This is a genomic window from Arthrobacter sp. Br18, from assembly GCF_000520555.1.
Taxonomy (GTDB): Bacteria; Actinomycetota; Actinomycetes; order Actinomycetales; family Micrococcaceae; genus Arthrobacter_D.
The window spans coordinates 1-15,878 of record NZ_AZSA01000236.1 but is presented as its reverse complement, the minus strand read 5'-3'; the positions used below and the strand labels follow the sequence as shown (position 1 = coordinate 15,878).

The 15,878-nt window shown below is 64.5% G+C and carries 14 protein-coding genes and 4 pseudogenes; 8 read left to right on the top strand and 10 right to left on the bottom strand.

Going from position 1 to position 15,878, the window contains the following annotated elements:
* Window positions 1-284, top strand: a pseudogene (locus tag Y704_RS24245) (hypothetical protein); the annotation flags it as partial.
* Between the two features lie 126 nt (window positions 285-410).
* Here the strand turns inward: Y704_RS24245 and Y704_RS17960 are convergent.
* From Y704_RS17960 to Y704_RS0100915, 7 genes and pseudogenes are all read right to left on the bottom strand, one after another.
* Window positions 411-1,223 (bottom strand): Ig-like domain-containing protein, encoded by an 813-nt coding sequence (locus Y704_RS17960; protein ID WP_155850145.1) that lies wholly within the window; start codon window positions 1,221-1,223, stop codon window positions 411-413.
* A gap of 117 nt (window positions 1,224-1,340) precedes the next feature.
* A pseudogene (locus Y704_RS24955) lies at window positions 1,341-1,406 on the bottom strand (hypothetical protein); the annotation flags it as partial.
* 508 nt (window positions 1,407-1,914) lie between these two features.
* Window positions 1,915-2,709, bottom strand: a pseudogene (locus Y704_RS24950) (signal peptidase I); the annotation flags it as partial.
* A gap of 168 nt (window positions 2,710-2,877) precedes the next feature.
* A complete protein-coding gene (locus Y704_RS17950; protein WP_051476566.1) occupies window positions 2,878-3,267 on the bottom strand; it encodes a hypothetical protein in 390 nt (129 codons plus the stop codon).
* Window positions 3,268-3,686: 419 nt separating this feature from the next.
* Window positions 3,687-4,340, bottom strand: coding sequence for a GNAT family N-acetyltransferase (locus tag Y704_RS17945; RefSeq protein ID WP_035770984.1), 654 nt, complete (start codon window positions 4,338-4,340; stop codon window positions 3,687-3,689).
* Between the two features lie 176 nt (window positions 4,341-4,516).
* Window positions 4,517-5,401, bottom strand: coding sequence for a GAF domain-containing protein (locus Y704_RS22495; protein WP_051476565.1), 885 nt, complete (start codon window positions 5,399-5,401; stop codon window positions 4,517-4,519).
* Between the two features lie 235 nt (window positions 5,402-5,636).
* Window positions 5,637-6,428, bottom strand: coding sequence for a ZIP family metal transporter (locus tag Y704_RS0100915; RefSeq protein ID WP_155850144.1), 792 nt, complete (start codon window positions 6,426-6,428; stop codon window positions 5,637-5,639).
* A 379-nt stretch (window positions 6,429-6,807) separates the two neighbouring features.
* Here Y704_RS0100915 and Y704_RS0100910 point away from each other — a divergent pair, with 379 nt between their 5' ends.
* Window positions 6,808-8,172, top strand: coding sequence for an APC family permease (locus tag Y704_RS0100910; protein WP_026548739.1), 1,365 nt, complete (start codon window positions 6,808-6,810; stop codon window positions 8,170-8,172).
* Window positions 8,173-8,331: 159 nt separating this feature from the next.
* Here the strand turns inward: Y704_RS0100910 and Y704_RS23705 are convergent, their stop codons facing one another.
* Window positions 8,332-8,526 carry a hypothetical protein gene (locus Y704_RS23705; RefSeq protein ID WP_155850143.1) on the bottom strand — a complete coding sequence of 65 codons (195 nt, stop codon included), beginning with the start codon at window positions 8,524-8,526 and terminating at the stop codon, window positions 8,332-8,334.
* 438 nt (window positions 8,527-8,964) lie between these two features.
* Here Y704_RS23705 and Y704_RS0100895 point away from each other — a divergent pair, with 438 nt between their 5' ends.
* Window positions 8,965-9,342 (top strand): hypothetical protein, encoded by a 378-nt coding sequence (locus Y704_RS0100895; RefSeq protein WP_026548738.1) that lies wholly within the window; start codon window positions 8,965-8,967, stop codon window positions 9,340-9,342.
* A gap of 11 nt (window positions 9,343-9,353) precedes the next feature.
* Here the strand turns inward: Y704_RS0100895 and Y704_RS22490 are convergent, their stop codons facing one another.
* Window positions 9,354-10,160, bottom strand: a complete 807-nt coding sequence (locus Y704_RS22490) for a glycosyltransferase family 2 protein (protein WP_051476564.1) — start codon at window positions 10,158-10,160, stop codon at window positions 9,354-9,356.
* Window positions 10,161-10,317: 157 nt separating this feature from the next.
* Here Y704_RS22490 and Y704_RS0100885 point away from each other — a divergent pair, with 157 nt between their 5' ends.
* Window positions 10,318-11,175: a Rieske (2Fe-2S) protein gene (locus Y704_RS0100885; protein ID WP_026548737.1), complete on the top strand. Its 858-nt coding sequence runs from the start codon at window positions 10,318-10,320 to the stop codon at window positions 11,173-11,175.
* 59 nt (window positions 11,176-11,234) lie between these two features.
* Here the strand turns inward: Y704_RS0100885 and Y704_RS0100880 are convergent, their stop codons facing one another.
* Window positions 11,235-12,752 (bottom strand): DHA2 family efflux MFS transporter permease subunit, encoded by a 1,518-nt coding sequence (locus Y704_RS0100880; RefSeq protein ID WP_081747325.1) that lies wholly within the window; start codon window positions 12,750-12,752, stop codon window positions 11,235-11,237.
* A 134-nt stretch (window positions 12,753-12,886) separates the two neighbouring features.
* Between Y704_RS0100880 and Y704_RS0100875 the strand changes: the two genes are divergently transcribed.
* From Y704_RS0100875 to Y704_RS24750, 4 genes and pseudogenes are all read left to right on the top strand, one after another.
* On the top strand, window positions 12,887-13,663 hold the full coding sequence (locus tag Y704_RS0100875; protein ID WP_026548735.1) for a thioesterase family protein: 777 nt from the start codon (window positions 12,887-12,889) through the stop codon (window positions 13,661-13,663).
* Window positions 13,664-13,727: 64 nt separating this feature from the next.
* Window positions 13,728-14,759 carry an aldo/keto reductase gene (locus Y704_RS0100870; RefSeq protein ID WP_026548734.1) on the top strand — a complete coding sequence of 344 codons (1,032 nt, stop codon included), beginning with the start codon at window positions 13,728-13,730 and terminating at the stop codon, window positions 14,757-14,759.
* 158 nt (window positions 14,760-14,917) lie between these two features.
* Window positions 14,918-15,541 (top strand): hypothetical protein, encoded by a 624-nt coding sequence (locus Y704_RS0100865; RefSeq protein ID WP_026548733.1) that lies wholly within the window; start codon window positions 14,918-14,920, stop codon window positions 15,539-15,541.
* A gap of 132 nt (window positions 15,542-15,673) precedes the next feature.
* Window positions 15,674-15,878, top strand: a pseudogene (locus Y704_RS24750) (lipoate--protein ligase family protein); the annotation flags it as partial.

Below are 15,878 nucleotides of genomic sequence, written 5' to 3'. Positions count from 1 at the left end.
GACGTGATCAGCTGAACTGGGTCACCCATTATGCACTGGGAACGATGTGGGGTTCGGCCTACGGCCTCACAGCACATGCCGGTCTTCATGGCGCCAAAGCAGTCGCCGTCGTCTTTCCCGCTGTCTACACCGTTGATGTAGTGCTCAACACAGCCCTCGGCCTGTACAAACCCAGCACCTGGACCGCGGAAGACTGGACCGTGGACCTAATCAATAAATTCGTCCAGGCAGCAGCGACCGGCGTGCTCTACGACCACGTCTTCCAACCGACCAAAGCACCCTAGATCACCTCCTGGCCGAAACCTCCCGACGGACAGTGCAGCGGAGAAGCGTAAGCAACACCCCGTCGCCGCGGAGGATCAAAGGGCAAGACTCTGGGACGTTCCTGGTGTTGCCGGGTCAATACCGGACTAAAAGTCCCTGTCGAGGGTGCCGGTCTCGATGGCCGGCGCGATGGAGCTGGCAAGGCCGGCTGTGGTGCTGACGGTCGACGTCGGCGCCCACACCATTGCGGCAGCGGTGCTGGAGGTGCGGTTGCTGCCGCTTCCGCTCACTACACCTCCCAGCGTCACAGTGACCACCGTGCTAAGAACACCGGCGACAGTTACAGTGGCGGCTGTCAGGGTGGCGTTGTAGGTGATGGTTCTGCGGTTCTTGGCGAAGTTCCCCTTGGTGTTCACCGTCCCCAGGTTCACCGTGCTGCCTGGCCGCTGGACATCCAGGGTGTCCCCGCTGTTGCCTGTGCCCAGGATGCTGCCGTCGCGGAGGCGGACGGTCACTGGCAGTGCGGCGCCGGTCCAACCCGGTGTGACGGAGGCCAGGTTGATCTGCTGGCTGTAGGTGAAGCTGATGGTATCGCCGGCGTCGAGCAGCCCCTGTATTCCTGCGCTGTTGAATGCCTGGACGTCGACACCGCGCAGTGGACTGTTGTCCACTCGCCGCCCGGCGACGTTGGCGGATATGGTTTCCTTGCCCGCACCATCGGTGAGGATCGCGCGGAGATCGTACGGCCCGTCGGGAACGGTTCGTGTCTCCCATCCACAGGAATAGGGTGCTCCGGTCAGGGTGAACCGCGTGGTCCATGTGCTGGTCCCAGTGGGCGCCGTCTGAATGCGGACGCTGCCCACTCCCGCTGTCGAGTTCGCTGTTGCGGTGAGGGTCGCATTGCCCGTCAGGTAGGCGCCCGGATCCTCCACGGAAACCGAGGACACTGTGTTGTCCACCACCCTGTTGGTGACCGTGGTCGACGTCGTGCTGCTGCCGGCTTCATCCGTGGCGACAGCACGGAAGCTGTAGGAAGCGTTGGCGAGGGCGGTGGTGTCGAACCGGCAGGAATACGGCGGCGAGGTAACAGTGCAAAGGGTCGCCCATAAGGTAGTGCCAGTGCGGGTGTATTGGAGCTGCACCTGCGCGATGCCGGAGTGCGCGTCCGCGGCCACGGCCGCGAAGGTGCCGGTACCCCGCAGGGGGGGTACCGGGATCGGTCATGGACACGGTGGGCGCCGAGTTGTCCACGAGCACGTCGGTGATAATGTCCGAGTAGGTGGACGTGGTTCCTGCGACGGCCACGGCGCGGAGGTCGTAGAAATCGTTTGCGAAGGTACCGGTGGTCCAGGTGCAGTTGTACGGGGCCGCCACGTTCTGGCACAGCGTGTTCCACCGGCCGGTTCCGGCCAGTGCATACTCCACCCGGACGGAGTAAGGCGTGTTCCCCGGGCTCACCAGCGCGGCGGACAGGCTGATCGTTCCGCGCTGTATTTCGCCGGGGTCGTTCAGGACCACCGCGAACGTATTGGAAACCGTGGTCTGCACTGTGGCCGAAGTGCTAACGAGGCCCGAGTTGTCAGTGGCCACGGCCCGCAGGCTGTAGCCACCATCTGCAGTTGCCAAGGTGTTCCAAGTGCACGAGTAGGGCGCCGCCGTCGCCGCGCACAGTGAGGTCCAGACCCCGTTGGGTGGTAGGTACTGTATGGCGACCTGGCGAATGCCCGTCTCGGCGTCTGCCGCTTCTGCGGTCAGCGTGACACTGGCTCGCACCGTTGTTCCGGGGTTGGCCAGATTGACCGATGGTGGGGTCCAGTCCGCGGCCGTGCCGAACGTGTTGACGGCGTTCGAGGTTGCGGCTGTGAACGCCGCTGACGAGAACGCTGTAGAGGTGGCCATCACCAAGACAGCTAGGGCGGCCACGATGCCGACGGCGGCACTTGCCTTCCAGCGCCGAGAACGGGCACTAGGGGTGGTGCCGCCTTCCTCTTTCTTATCCTTATCTTCGTCTTCGTCCTCGGTGCGTTTGGTGCCGGAGACAGCCACGACGACGGCGAGTAGCGTCAGCACGCTCCACCACGCCAGCGCAGGGAAGTCGTGGCTGCCCAGCCAGAGACCGGGGATCCCCACCGCGGGAACCAGGAGCCTGGCTTGGCCGGTGATCTGACCGGGTTCCAGGGGAGTGCTGTCAACCGCGGTATTGGCGTCCCCTGCCGTCACAAAGGTGCCGTCCGGGTTTTCGGCTACGATCCGGTGCAGCCGGGTCTTCTCCACCCCGCCGGGCTCGGCCTCAGCCGGGCTGGTGAACTCCACTACGCCGCCTACGGGAATGTTATGGTCGGTGTCGAAACCCGCCGCGAGGACCACATCGCCCGCCCTGATGTGCGGCTCCATGGAACCGCTTTGCACCACTGTGCCGTGCCAGCCCAGCAGGGCAGGCAGCACCGCGATGAGGGCAAGGGTCAGCAGGACCCCCAGATACAACCGCGAGACGACCGACCCCAGGAACAGCACCCAGCCATCAGCGGAGAACAGCGGGCCCCACCAGGAGGGTGGCCGGGCGGACGCGGGCTCCTCCCGGTTCACAGTTTCGCTTGTGCCGAAGCCTCGCGGCTACGGGGCTACGGGGGATTCGTCCGACTGGAGCTCCCATACCAGGTCGATGCCGACGCGGGCGCCCTGCAGGGCGTTGATATCGTCCTGGCTCAGGCCAGTAGTGTCGAAGCGCCAGGTTCCGCGGTAGCTTTGCGTCTCCCCGGGGTTGCCAGCCGTCTGCCAGGAGGCGCCGCCGGTGGCGAAATCGCGGTTGACCGAAGCAAGGGTGGAGATGGGCAGATCGGGGACAGTGTTCGCGACGGGCGTGAACCCGGTGCAGTCATTGAAGGAACCCCCCGTGCCCTGTTCAAGGTCGAAGTAGATTCGGTTCTCCAGGCCCTTTGAGCTGATCAGGTTCTGCGTATACGCCTTGACCTCGCCGGCGACATTGGACCGGGACGTGACCACGATGCACTTCTGCCCAGTCTGACCGGGAACGATGTTTTCCACTGTGAAGGCGGCCGCCCCCAGGTCATCATCGGCCAGAGACTACCCTGCTGCCTCGTACTTCCAGCGCGAATCCGACTCGAAGCGTGCCCAGTCCTTGCTGTAGAAAGGCGGGTTGGCCAAAACGAAGTCTGCGATGTTGATTCCGGTTAACGCAGGATGCTGATCGCGGGCGAAGGTTCTGCCCAGCGGGAAGCCGAATTTGAGGTGAGTCCGCGGCCCTTGGCGTTTTCGGCCAAATAGGTCCATGGTGCCTGCCGCGATACCCAGAATACGCCGCGGCCGGTGTACTCATCGACGTCATCGATCAGCCAGGCAACCTGCTCCTGCCGCAGTCAACGATGACAACAACCACCGGGTTACCTGACGCCGTAGGAGTGTCAGTGCTGCGTGGTCTTCAAGTGAGGTGCGAGGGTGAGGTACTGGGGGTTGTCGGCGAGGAAAACGAATGCGCTGGGGCATTGGGGCACCACGCGCAGGCGGCGCTTGTGTGTGTTGAGCATGATGTGGCGCATTAGGACCATGTCGAAGCCCTTGTCGCGGAAACCGGGCTGTTCGACGCCGTCAGTCAGGTTTATCTGCCCGCCGAGCATCGTGTACTTCATGTAAGCGGCGAGGAGACCGTCAACATACAGTTCGAACCGGCAGTACAACGGGTTGTCCCGGATGACTTCCTGCGCACGTTCGGAGGTTTGACGGTCCGTTGCCTCGGGGAAGCGCAGGCGGAGTTCCTCGGCGATGGTTTCGTAGCGTTCCGTCGCTCCCGCGGGCGGGAAGTCCGCATCGATAAGCCGGTAGAGCTGATTCGCCATCACCCGCAATTCCCTGATTGAGGCGTGGGAGAAGTCGTCGATGGCCAGTGCGCGTTCCAGCCAGATCGACTCACGCTCTGCCCGCGAAGACCGGGAACGAGCGCGGATCTCATGTGCCGATGAATCGACGGGGATTTCTTCGAAGAATCCTGCGGCCGGCGGCGTTGCCGTCCCGGTGGTCCCCGGTGAGCTGATGGTCTCCGGGTGCAACTGCTGTGTCATGGATGAGTCCTGTGCTGGGGCAGTAACCTCGGCCTTTTTCTGGACCCGGTACTCTCCTGACAATAACCAGAAGTACGGATGAAATAAAGTAAGCAACCTGATTCTTTCGAATGAAGTAGTCGCAGCGGGGTCATCCACGGAGTCTGCGCATGCACGGGCACACTATTGCTCCCGAGTTAGCGGAGGGGGGAAACCCATATTTCAACCTGCACACGAGCCGCGAAAGCCCTCAGGTCCCGCTCGTCGTCCTCCGTGAACGCCCGTGGCTGGTCATCGATCAGGCACAGCGCACCGATCCGCCACCCGCCGACCGTAGAGACGGGATGGCCCGCGTAGAACCGGACTTCCGGCCCGCCGGTGACGAGGGGATGATCCCGATAGTCGGGGTCGGTGCTGGCATCAGTGATTACCAGGGTTCTGTCCTTCTCGATGGTGGTTGAGCACAGGCCAACATCGCGAGGCAGGTTCTGGCCGATCGGGCCGATGACGGATTTGATAACCTGCGCGTCTTCGGTGATCAAGGCGATCGAGGCTGAGTTGACGCCAAAGTGATCCCGGGCCTCGGTGGTGATTCGGTCGAACCGTCCCTCCACTCCTGTTTCGAGTAAGCCGGACTCGTACAGGGCATGGCAGCGCCGGAACTCCGCGTCATCATCTACGTCATCTTCGCCAGGCCCATGAAAGGCATCACTCGAGGCATCGGGTGTGCTGCTCTTGCTCGCATCCCCGACAGCCGGGATGTGGAAGGCGTACTCGTCCGGGGAGAGGACCAATGCCCGGAGGTACTCCCTGTACCCTGAGCTGGATGTGACGTCATCGGTGCTGTAGTGGGCGCCGTCGACAACTGATCCTGTGACGTCCAACAGCTCGTTGATGGCCTGCGCAATCAGGTCTCGCTCGAGGGTCGGAATGATGACCAGGCCTGTCAGATACCCGGTGACATCTACCTCGTCGGCGGCCCCGCCGATACTTCCGTAGGCCAGGAACACCTCATCGGAGCGCAGGTTCGACGCGCGGACGGTCTGGAGAGCGGTCCACTGCTGCAGATAGCCATCTAGCACGTCCAGGCCTTCCGTCGTCCAATACCCTGCGCAGGAACCGATCGGCCCAGTTCCAAGGGTAGAGGATCTGCAGGTCTGTGGCGTATCAGCGTTGTCATATTGCTATGGGTCGACGTAGGAAGGTGGATGTGGGACCCGTCAGGTGCAGGTGCGGGAGGCCCGTGGTGGCTTGCCTTATTGTGTGGACGCTACAGGGAAGCCGGTAGGGTTTTTCCATTTTTCGATGCGGTGCGTTTCACATGAGGGACAGGACGAAGGAGAGGACGAATCCGGCCGCGGTGCTGAGGGCTACTGCCGGTCCGCCGTGCTCGTAGGCTTCCGGCATGAGGGTGTCAGCCAGTGAGGCGATGACCGCCCCGGCGGCGAAGGCCAACGGCAGCGAAATCGTCTCGGGACTGGCGCCCGAGAGGGGTCCGGCACCAATGACGACGGCGACGACGAGTAGCGCAGCGCAGGCGCCCCAGAGGCCCAGGATGGTGCGGGGGGATTTGCCTTGGCTTCGCATGGAGGACGCTCCGACGAGCGCTTCGGGCAGGTTGGAAACGAAGATCGCGGCCAGGAGGGCTAGTCCGCCGGTTCCCCCGCCGAGTGCCACGCCGAGGGCGATGTTTTCGGGTACCCCGTCGAGGGTGACCGCGGCCAGCAGGGCCATGCCCGCGGCACCGCGGGTGGATGCGGTCGTGGGGGAGTGTTCCGCGGCGGCGGAATCGGTGTCGAGTTTGGGGCTGCCCTCGTACTCGTTCGCGGGGGTGGGTTGGGAAGTTGGTTGCGCCCAGCGGTCAAGCAGGGCGCTCAATGCCGTGAAGACCACGGCGCCAGCAAGCAGGCCGATCGCTGCGCGCCAGATACCACCCTGTTCGAAGGCGTCCTCAAAGAGCTCGAAGGTCAGGGCGGTGATCAGGGATCCTGCGGCGAAGGACAGAAGGATCGCCAGCATGCGCTTGGGTAGTTCAAAGCGTAGACCGATGACAGCGCCGAGGACGAGGGCGCTGGAAGCTATGACGCCGAATAGCAATGACATTGCCACGTCGTCAGTATACGAAGGCGCATTCCGGGCGGGAAGGGCGTTGAATCCGGGAGATTCCAGCTCACCCTGAGTGGAATCTGCTGTCCGTCGCGCGCATCAAGCTCGGTCGGTGAAGTGAGGCTCGGTCGGAGTGGTAGCGCTGGTGTCTGATGGCGTTGACCTCGTCGAGGCTTCAGCTTTTGGGCTGCTGCTGGCGACCTCCCTCAGAACCGTGGAGGCCACGCACCCCTGAAGGCGACCAGAGGATTCCTTCCGAATTTCTGCTGCATCTGCATATTGCCAAGGGCACAACTCAGGGCCAGAGCGGGGTGAGTAATAGCCAGGCCGGTAATCCGGCCGCCGATCCTCAGGAAGCCGGAACCCGCTGTGGAGGCCAACCATGAGCACGACTGCTGATCAAGCGTCCGACGCAACTCCCGATGGTGCGGAGCCTGAGCTCAATCGGGTCCTCGGGCCCAAACTGCTCCTCCTGTTCATCGTCGGTGACATTCTGGGCGCCAGAGTCTACGCCGTCACCGGAACCATGGCCGGCACGGTCGGCGGACTCGTCTGGCTGCCGTTCCTGCTCGCCTTCATCGTTGCCACGATGACCGCGTTCTCCTACCTGGAGCTGGTCACGCAGTACCCCCAGGCAGCGGGCGCAGCGCTGTATACCCACAAGGCCTTCGGGATCCACTTCGTGACCTTCCTGGTCGGGTTCGCCGTCATCTGCTCCGGCATCACGAGCGCCTCGACCTCAGCGAACGTCCTCGCGCAGAACCTCTTCGGCGGCCTCGAGATCAACGGCTGGATGGCTGTGCCCGGGCAGGGCGTGATCACTGCGGTCGCCTTGGGCTTCATGCTGCTGCTGGCGGTGATCAACCTGCGGGGCGTGGGGGAGAGTGTGAAGTTCAACGTCGTCCTCACCCTGGTGGAGGTAGTCGCGCTCGCGATCGTGATCGGGGTCGGGTTCTACGTGATGGCACAGGGAACCGGGAACCTCGGAGAGGTCATCGTCTTCACCGACTACCAGGACAAGGGATTGTTCCTTGCCGTCACCGCGGCCATGCTGGTGGCCGTCTCCGTGGTCACGGTACTCTCGCCCACCGAGCTCGAGGGGATTCGGGAGGCCGAAGGTGCCGCACTCCTCGAGGTCGTCTCCAAGGGCTCGCCGGACTTCCCCATCGAGAATGTCTTCCCGTTCCTTGCGGTCTTCGCGGTCGCCAATACCGCGTTGATCAACATGCTGATGGCCAGCCGCCTGATCTACGGCATGGCGCGCCAGGGCGTCCTGCCGTGGCCGCTCGGGAAGGTGCTGCCGGGACGCCGCACGCCGTGGGCCGGTATCGTGTTCTCGACCATCCTCGCGCTGGGGCTCATCTGGTACGTCACCAGTGACCCCGACAGCAACATCGTTGCCAACCTCTCCGGAACGACGGCATTCCTGCTGCTATGCGTGTTCACTGTCGTGAACGTGGCGTGCGTCGTCCTGCGTGGCAAGAGGGACCCGAACCGCAAGGTGTTCTTCACCTCGCCGGGGCCGCTGCCGATCGTCGCGGCCCTGCTGTGTGCCTTCCTGGCTGGTCCGTGGGTCGACCGGGACGTGATCCAGTACCAGATCGCCGGAGGACTGATGGCGATCGGCGTCGTACTCTGGGTCATCACCCGGGTGGTGAATAGAAGGACCAACACAGGGCGGGGAGAGCCGGCCGGCAAGCAGGGCATCGGCACCGACGGAAAAGCTCCGCCACCGTCCGGCCGTTGACACCGCGTGTGGCTGTCTGCGCGAGCAGAGCGGGATTGGTGGTGTGGGGTTGCAGCGGATCCCTTTGTGTCCGGGCCGGTACGAACAGAGGAGAACCCCGGTGGACCGTGCCGCCGGGTTACCCCCACGCCCGGTGAGGAGGCCGTGCGCGCCGATCCTCTAGCTATCCTGCTTTGCCAGATCCTTGACCGACTGGGGCGTCTCCCGACCCAGTTGCTGATCGAGGACCACACGGAGCTTCGCCTTCTCGATCGTTATCTGGTGAGCTTCCACAGGTCGACGAATGACGGCGTTCCGGATAGCTGAGAACCGGGTGCTCGGCGCGTTCGCTCGGGCGCGTGCGGTCGAACTCATCACTCACCTCCCTTTCTCCTGACTGGAGTCCATTGTCTGCCCAGATCGACAAGCCGTCCAGCACGCCGCCTCCTGCGGTCCGGGCCAACTGCCGGATCGTCTGACCAGGCAGCGTCGAGCATCTCGAGCTCCTCCTTCGTTGCGAGCTCACTCCGAGCGCCGCAACGATCTCCCACCACGGGGTGCCGTCGGACACGATGTCTACGACGATCGGGTCAGCCGGTTGAGTGGTGGACTGAACGAACATCCGGTCAGCCTAACGTGGCCATGCAACATTGTGGATCATAGGGACCAGTTGCTCCTGCCACTGTCTCGGGCGGCAACAATCGGGTGTGATGGAGTCATGACCTCCATCGAACAGCAAGCGGCCCTCACCATCGTCGCGGCCCTCACCATCGTCGCGGCCCTCACGAAGCGAACTTCCGCGAGCACAAGCTGATGATCACCGCAGCGGCCGTTGCCGCCTGCGTCGTCCTCGCTCTCCTTGCCGTTTTCCAGGTGTTGCTCATCGCCGGCGCGCGCCTCGGGCGATTCGCCTGGGGCGGCCAGCACGACGTCCTGCCACGACGGCTCCGAGTCGGCAGCGCCGTGTCGATCATCCTCTACGGCGTCTTCGCGCTGATCATCCTCGACAGCGCAGGGATTATTTCACTGGTCCCGGACAGCGTGTCCACGCCGGGGATCTGGATCCTGACGGGCTACTTCCTGCTCGGCGTCGTTCTGAACGGCATCTCCCGAAGCAGGTACGAGCGGTACACCATGACGCCCGTGGCCCTGGTCCTGGCACTGCTGTGCCTGGGCATCGCTCTTTACTAGGCGTCTGCGCGTCAGCGCACGTCGATGGTCTTGACGATCTTCCCGCGGAGCTGCGGCACGATGTGGTGCAGCCCCATCATGCCCAGGCCGTACTTCCTCACGCGCCGCATCGACGTCGCCACGGTCAGCTGGGGATCGATGCAGATGGCGGAGCGGCCGAACATCTTCGAGACCTTGACCGAGAAGTCGATATCCTCGTCGCGCTGATCGATTGCGGTCCGCGCGAAGCCGCCCACAGCCTCGTACGCCGTTGCACGTGCGGCCATGTTGTGGCCTGCAACGAATTTCAGGTAGTGCGGGTTCAGGTAGCCGACCGCCATCATCACCCGCAGGGTATGCAGGGCCGATGACATCAGGACGTCGTCGCCCCAGCGATAGTAATGGTCGTCCAGCGGTACGCTGGTGCCGCCCGCGAGCTGGAGGGTGGGTTGGCGCTTGAAGTGGTCCTGGAGACGCGTGGTCCAGTCCGCTGACGGGACGCTGTCGCCGTCGGTGCGCGCGATCACTGTGTAGCCGTCTGCTATCGCGCGGCGGAAGCCCGTGTCCGAGGCTGCTCCTGTGCCCTTTTCTCCCTCCTCGAGGATGGTGAGGGGGAAATCGTCCCTTGCGCGGAGCCAGGACTCGAGAAGTAAACGGGTGTCATCAGTCGAGCCGTTGTCCACGACGTAGTGCTGGACGACGCCCCGCGCGTCCTGCGCATACAGGGAATCGAGGGTTCGCTGGATGAGCGGTTCGTTGTAGACGGGGACAACAACCGCCAGCCGTACGCTGCCTTCACGGGACGGGACATCACTCGGCACACTGTTGTCGAAGACCATGAGTCAATACTAAGCGTGCTGATGGATACGTCCTGCACCGGTTTGTTCCCATCCTGTGCGCCAGATGGAACAGTAGGAGAATCCAGGCATCCCGACGTTTCCCTGAAGCTTCCGCCGAACGGAACCGGGCCGCGCCACTGTGTTTCAAGGAGACTCTGTGAACATACTGCACACCATCATCGACACCATCGAGGGGCTCAAGCCGCTCGACAAAGCTGCCGATCCCCTTGCCGCCGTGGTGAGCAGGGCGGTCCAGCCGCGACGCATCCGGAACCTCCTGAGCGGTGCGGCGATCGGGCACTCGGTCCACCCCGTACTCATCGTGGTTCCGTCAGGCGCCTGGCTCATGGCTTCGTACCTCGATTTCGCCGGGGGGAAGAGTTCACGCCACGCAGCGGACCTCCTGGTGAATGTCGGCATCGTCTCCGCGGCGCCCGCAGTCATAACGGGCCTGCACGACTGGTCGGACACGCAGGAGAAGGAGCGCCGGGTGGGCCTGGTGCATGCGGCCGGCAATGCCATCGCACTGGTGCTCTTCACGGCGTCCTCGATCGTGCGCCTTCGGGACCACCGTGTTCTGGGGAAGCTCCTTGGCCTTGCGGGCCTCGGGTCCATGGGCTTCAGCGCCTACCTCGGCGGCCATCTGGCCTACGGTAGCGGCGTGAACGTCAACCGCACCGCGTGGCATGAGTTACCCACGGAATGGACGAGGGTTGCGAGTGACGCCGACGTCGTCGAAGGTGGACGCCACCGGACCGAGGTCAACGGCGTGCCCGTCCTGCTCCTGCGCAACGGTGGCAAGCTCACGGCCATGGACAGTGTGTGCAACCACCTGGGCGGGCCCCTCGAGGAGGGGACAGTGGAGGACGGCTGCATCGTGTGCCCCTGGCACCAGAGCACTTTCCGGCTCGACGACGGCTGGAACTACCGTGGGCCGGCGAGTGTTCCGCAGCCCGTCTACGAGACGCGTGTGACCAGCGACGGCTTCATCGAGCTGCGGCAGCCGGTGTCCTGACCCTCACCGCAGAAAGCCCCGCCCGGGGTATCCGGACGGGGCTTTTGGGGTGCGTGGGGTCAGTGGACCGGCGACGGAGCGTCGGTCACCTCGGGCTTCCGCACGAAGAACGAGGCGGCCACAGCGACCAGGAAGATCACCGCACCGTACAGGAAGGCGGCCCGGATGCCGCCTGCCATGGCGGGAAGCTGCGCCACGCCGTTGGAGGCGAGCGCGGTGGACTGAAGGGTCATGACCGAGATGAACAGCGCCGTCCCCGCGGCACCTGCAAGCTGCTGCGTGGTTCCGAAGATGGCGCTGCCGTGCGAGTACAGGGCGGGTTTGACCGATCCCAGCGCTGAGGTGAGCAGGGGAGTGAACATCAGGGCCAGGCCGATGCTGAGGAACACGTGGGCCACCAGTACCAGGTAGACAGGAGTGGTTTCGGTGACCTGCGTCAGACCCCAGAAGACGGCGCTCACCAGCAGTGCGCCCGGAACGAGCAGGATCCGCGGCCCGTGACGGTCGAAGATGCGCCCGACGACGGGCCCGAGCAGTCCCATGGCCAGACCGCCCGGCAGCAGGAGCAAGCCGGACGCCAGCGGATCCATCCCGAGGACGTTCTGGACGTAGATGGGGAGAAGGATGATGGTGCCGAACAGCGCCATCATGCTGACGGCAATCGCGACGAGCGACACCGTGAAGTCCATCGAGGTGAACACGCGAAGATCGAGCAGGGCGCGGTCGTTGCGCTGGAGCGCGATCTGGCGGATCACGAAGAGTGCCAGGGCCACCAGGCCGACGGCGAGCGGAGCCCACGGCAGAAGCGCGCTGCCCTCGGACGCCTCACCGAGCTGGCTGAACCCGAAGATGATTCCGCCGAAGGCGAGGGCCGACAGGACCACGGAGGGCACATCGATGGACGAGCGCTTCGGCGTCGTGACGTTCTGCATCTTCGCCGCACCGATGGCGAGGGCCCCCAGGGAGATCGGCAGGACGAGCCAGAAGATCCAGCGCCAGTCGAACACGCTCAGGATAGCGCCCGAGATGGTCGGGCCGAGGGCCGGGGCCACGGAGATGACGATCGAGATGTTGCCCATTGTCCTGCCGCGCGACGACGGCGGCACGAGGGTCATCACGGTGGTCATGAGGAGCGGCATCATGATGGCGGTGCCGCTGGCCTGGATCACGCGGCCCACGATGAGGATCCCGAAGCCGGGCGCGAGGGCGGCCACGAGGGTGCCCAGGCTGAAGAGGGCCATCGCAGCCAGGAAGACCGGCCGGGTGTGGAAGCGCTGCAGAAGGAAACCAGTCACCGGGATGACCACGGCCATGGTGAGCATGAAGGCGGTGCTGAGCCACTGGCCGGCGCCCACGGTGATCCCGAGGTCCTGCACCAGGCGGGGAATGGCCACGCCCATGATGGTTTCGTTGAGGATCACCACGAAGGCCGAGATCAGCAGCAGGGTGATCACGAGCTTGTTGCGCGCCTCAGTGTCTGCTTCGCCGGTCGGGCGGGTTAGCGGGGCCGAAACGGCGGGAGCCGGGATGTCGGCTGGTTTTGCGCCCGCGAGTTGGGAAGGTGGGCTTTGCGGCATGAAATGTCTTTCAGAGCATGGGAGGATCAAAAAATGTGTACGCCACACCTACTCGTTCCGAGCACAGGCCTATCAGTGGCGGCAACGCCGTCAGCTTCCGCTTCTATTCCTGCTTCGCACGAAGGATTGCTCCCATGACAGATTCCTATTACCGCTCCCTTGCGCCGGGGCGTTTCGAATCGACCATTCACGCCCAGGGCGCCTGGAACGCCGAGGAGCAGCACATGGCTCCCGTCTCCGGCCTGATGACCCAGTGCCTCCTTGATCACGAACCGCGTCCCGGAATGCAGCTGGCCCGGATCAGTTTCGAGATCCTGGGAATGATTCCGGGCGGCAAGTTCGCCGTCGAGACGCGGACTGTCCGCCCGGGGCGCACCATCGAGCTGCTCGAGGCCGAGATGACGGTGGAGGGCAGGCCCATCATCCAGGCACGCGCCTGGCGGCTCGCGGCAGGCAACACCGCCGACGTTGCCGCCGTCGAGGATTCCCCCATGCCCGGCCCGGACGAGGCGGGGCCCTTCGACGGCATGACCCAGTGGCCCGGTGGATACATCGAGTCGCTGGACTTCCGTGTAGTTCCGGGCCACCGGCCCGGCCGCGGTCAGGTGTGGCTGCGGACACCGTATGCAATGCTCGAGGACACATCGTCACCGGAACTGGTGCGGCTGGTGGGAATGGCCGACGCGGCCAACGGGATCGCCACCAGGGTGCCGCCGGGACCGGGCAGCTGGATGTTCCCCAATGTTGACCTGCAGCTGCACTTCCACCGCATGCCGGCAGGGGAGTGGCTGGGCCTTGATACCCGCGTGACCTTCGGAGCCAACGGGGTGGGCCTGACGTCGTCGGTCCTGCACGATGAGGCCGGCCCCTTCGGCCGGTCGGAGCAGATCCTCACCCTGCGCAAACTCTGACCCCGCCGGAACCCGGCTACGCTTTTTGCAAAGACACCACCTCGAACCACAAGGGAGATTTTCTATGGAGTACCGGAAACTGGGTAACAGCGGGACCGCCGTGTCCGCCTACGCGCTCGGCACCATGACGTTCGGCGCCGAGTCGGATGAGACCGAATCCCATGCGGTCCTCAGCGACTACGCCGCCGCAGGCGGCAACCTGATCGACACTGCCGACGTCTACACCGCGGGCGCTTCGGAAACGATCATCGGTTCCTGGCTGGCCAGGAACCCGGCTGAACGCGACACCATGGTCCTCGCCTCGAAGGGGCGCTTCCCGATGGGGGAGGGAGTCAACGACCTCGGGCTCTCCCGGCGTCATCTCCGCCGCGCCCTCGAGGCGTCGCTGACCCGCCTCGGCGTCGATCACATCGACCTGTACCAGGTGCACTCCTGGGATCCGGTGACTCCCCTCGAGGAAACGCTCGGCTTCCTCGACGAGGCCGTACGGAGCGGCAAGATCAGCTACTACGGCTTCTCGAACTACACGGGCTGGCAGCTGACCAAGGCGGCGCTGACCGCTCGGGCACGCGGCTTCAGTCAGCCCGTGACCCTTCAGCCCCAGTACAACCTGCTGGTGCGCGAGATCGAGGCGGAGATTGTTCCTGCAGCGCTCGACGCCGGCATGGGACTGCTGCCTTGGTCACCGCTGGGTGGCGGCTGGCTCACCGGAAAGTACAAGCGGGACACCTCGCCGACCGGCAAGACCCGCCTGGGCGAGGACCCCCAGCGCGGCATGGAGGCGTGGGACAAGCGCAACTCCGACGAACGCACCTGGCGCATCGTCGATACCGTGGTGGAGATCGCCGGGCAGCGGGACGTTTCGCCGTCGCGCGTTGCGCTCGCATGGCTAGCGGCCAAGCCGGCGGTCACCTCGGTGATTCTGGGAGCGCGTACGCAGCAACAGCTGGCCGATAACCTCGGGGCCACCTCGCTCACCCTGTCCGCGGGCGAGATGACGCAGCTCGACACCGTCAGCGTACCGACCTTCAGCGACTACCCCTATGGAACGCCGGGCATCGAGCAGCGCAGCAGGAGCATTGACGGCGGGCGTTAGGTCAAGGGTCGGTCTCTTCGGCGTGCGGTAGAAAAAGGTTGTCGGGGAACTCCGAATCGTGAAACATAGTAAGTCTGCTGATGAATTTGTCGGCGTCACATACGAGGTCTCGAATAAGGCTGGATGAGCCGTTCGGTGCCCGAAAAGGAGGAATTATCATGTCCAAAGACAACAACGCGGGTGCCACTACCCCTCGTGGCCGCCGGGACGATGTGGTCGCTGAGGAAAAGCGGCAGTTCGGCGGCATCAAGTTCGGCTCCGCCTTCTTCGGCTGGATGACGGCCACGGGCATCGCCGTGCTGCTGACGGCGCTGCTCGGCGCGATCGGCGCCGGGGTGGGCGTAGCCAACAATGCCGACGCGGGCCAGGTTGCAGGCCAGGCGACCCAGGATCTGCAGACCGTCGGGATCGTCAGCGGCATCGTCCTCGCGGTCATCCTGTTCGTCGCCTACTACTGCGGCGGGTACGTCGCCGGGCGCATGGCACGGTTCGACGGCGCGAAGCAGGGCTTTGCGGTCTGGCTGTGGGCCGTCATCGTGGCCATCCTGGTCGCGATCCTCGGTGCAGTAGCAGGCAGCCAGTTCAACATCCTCGGCAATCTGAACAGCTTTCCCCGCGTCCCGGTCAATGAGGGAGCACTCACCACGGGCGGCATCATCGCTCTCGTGATCGCGGTACTGGTTCCGCTGATCGCCGCGGTCCTCGGGGGCAAGGCAGGAATGCACTTCCACCGCAAGGTGGACCAGGCGGGTATCAACCACCAGTCAGGCATCCACTCCTGATCGCAGTTCCCCTGGCGTCCCTCCGGGGAACGGACGGGCGCACCCTGTCCGGCTGAACCCCCGAACCTGCGCTATAAATGAGGAGATACGTCTTAGCAATTGCAGGTACAGCAGAAAATGGAGCCCGACCACATGACGAACGCGTGGTCGGGCTCCACCCGTCTTGAGGTCGAGTCACAGGCGGAATCTGCCGGTGCGGCAGGCGACCTCGACGCCGGAATCGAACTGCTCCGGGCGGTTGCGGCCGGGAGCAGGGGGCCGACGTTGCGGCTGTATCGCCCCGCTCCCACAGTGGCCTTCGGGCAGCGTGACGGCAGGCTGCCGGGGTTTCCAGCAG

Excerpts from the sequence above, each read along its gene's own strand:
- Y704_RS17945 (WP_035770984.1), bottom strand. The coding sequence starts at position 4,340 with ATGACACAGCAGTTGCACCCGGAGACCATCAGCTCACCGGGGACCACC.
- Y704_RS0100910 (WP_026548739.1), top strand. The coding sequence starts at position 6,808 with ATGAGCACGACTGCTGATCAAGCGTCCGACGCAACTCCCGATGGTGCG.
- Y704_RS23705 (WP_155850143.1), bottom strand. The coding sequence starts at position 8,526 with ATGAGTTCGACCGCACGCGCCCGAGCGAACGCGCCGAGCACCCGGTTC.
- Y704_RS0100895 (WP_026548738.1), top strand. The coding sequence starts at position 8,965 with ATGATCACCGCAGCGGCCGTTGCCGCCTGCGTCGTCCTCGCTCTCCTT.
- Y704_RS22490 (WP_051476564.1), bottom strand. The coding sequence starts at position 10,160 with ATGGTCTTCGACAACAGTGTGCCGAGTGATGTCCCGTCCCGTGAAGGC.
- Y704_RS0100880 (WP_081747325.1), bottom strand. The coding sequence starts at position 12,752 with ATGCCGCAAAGCCCACCTTCCCAACTCGCGGGCGCAAAACCAGCCGAC.
- Y704_RS0100875 (WP_026548735.1), top strand. The coding sequence starts at position 12,887 with ATGACAGATTCCTATTACCGCTCCCTTGCGCCGGGGCGTTTCGAATCG.
- Y704_RS0100870 (WP_026548734.1), top strand. The coding sequence starts at position 13,728 with ATGGAGTACCGGAAACTGGGTAACAGCGGGACCGCCGTGTCCGCCTAC.
- Y704_RS0100865 (WP_026548733.1), top strand. The coding sequence starts at position 14,918 with ATGTCCAAAGACAACAACGCGGGTGCCACTACCCCTCGTGGCCGCCGG.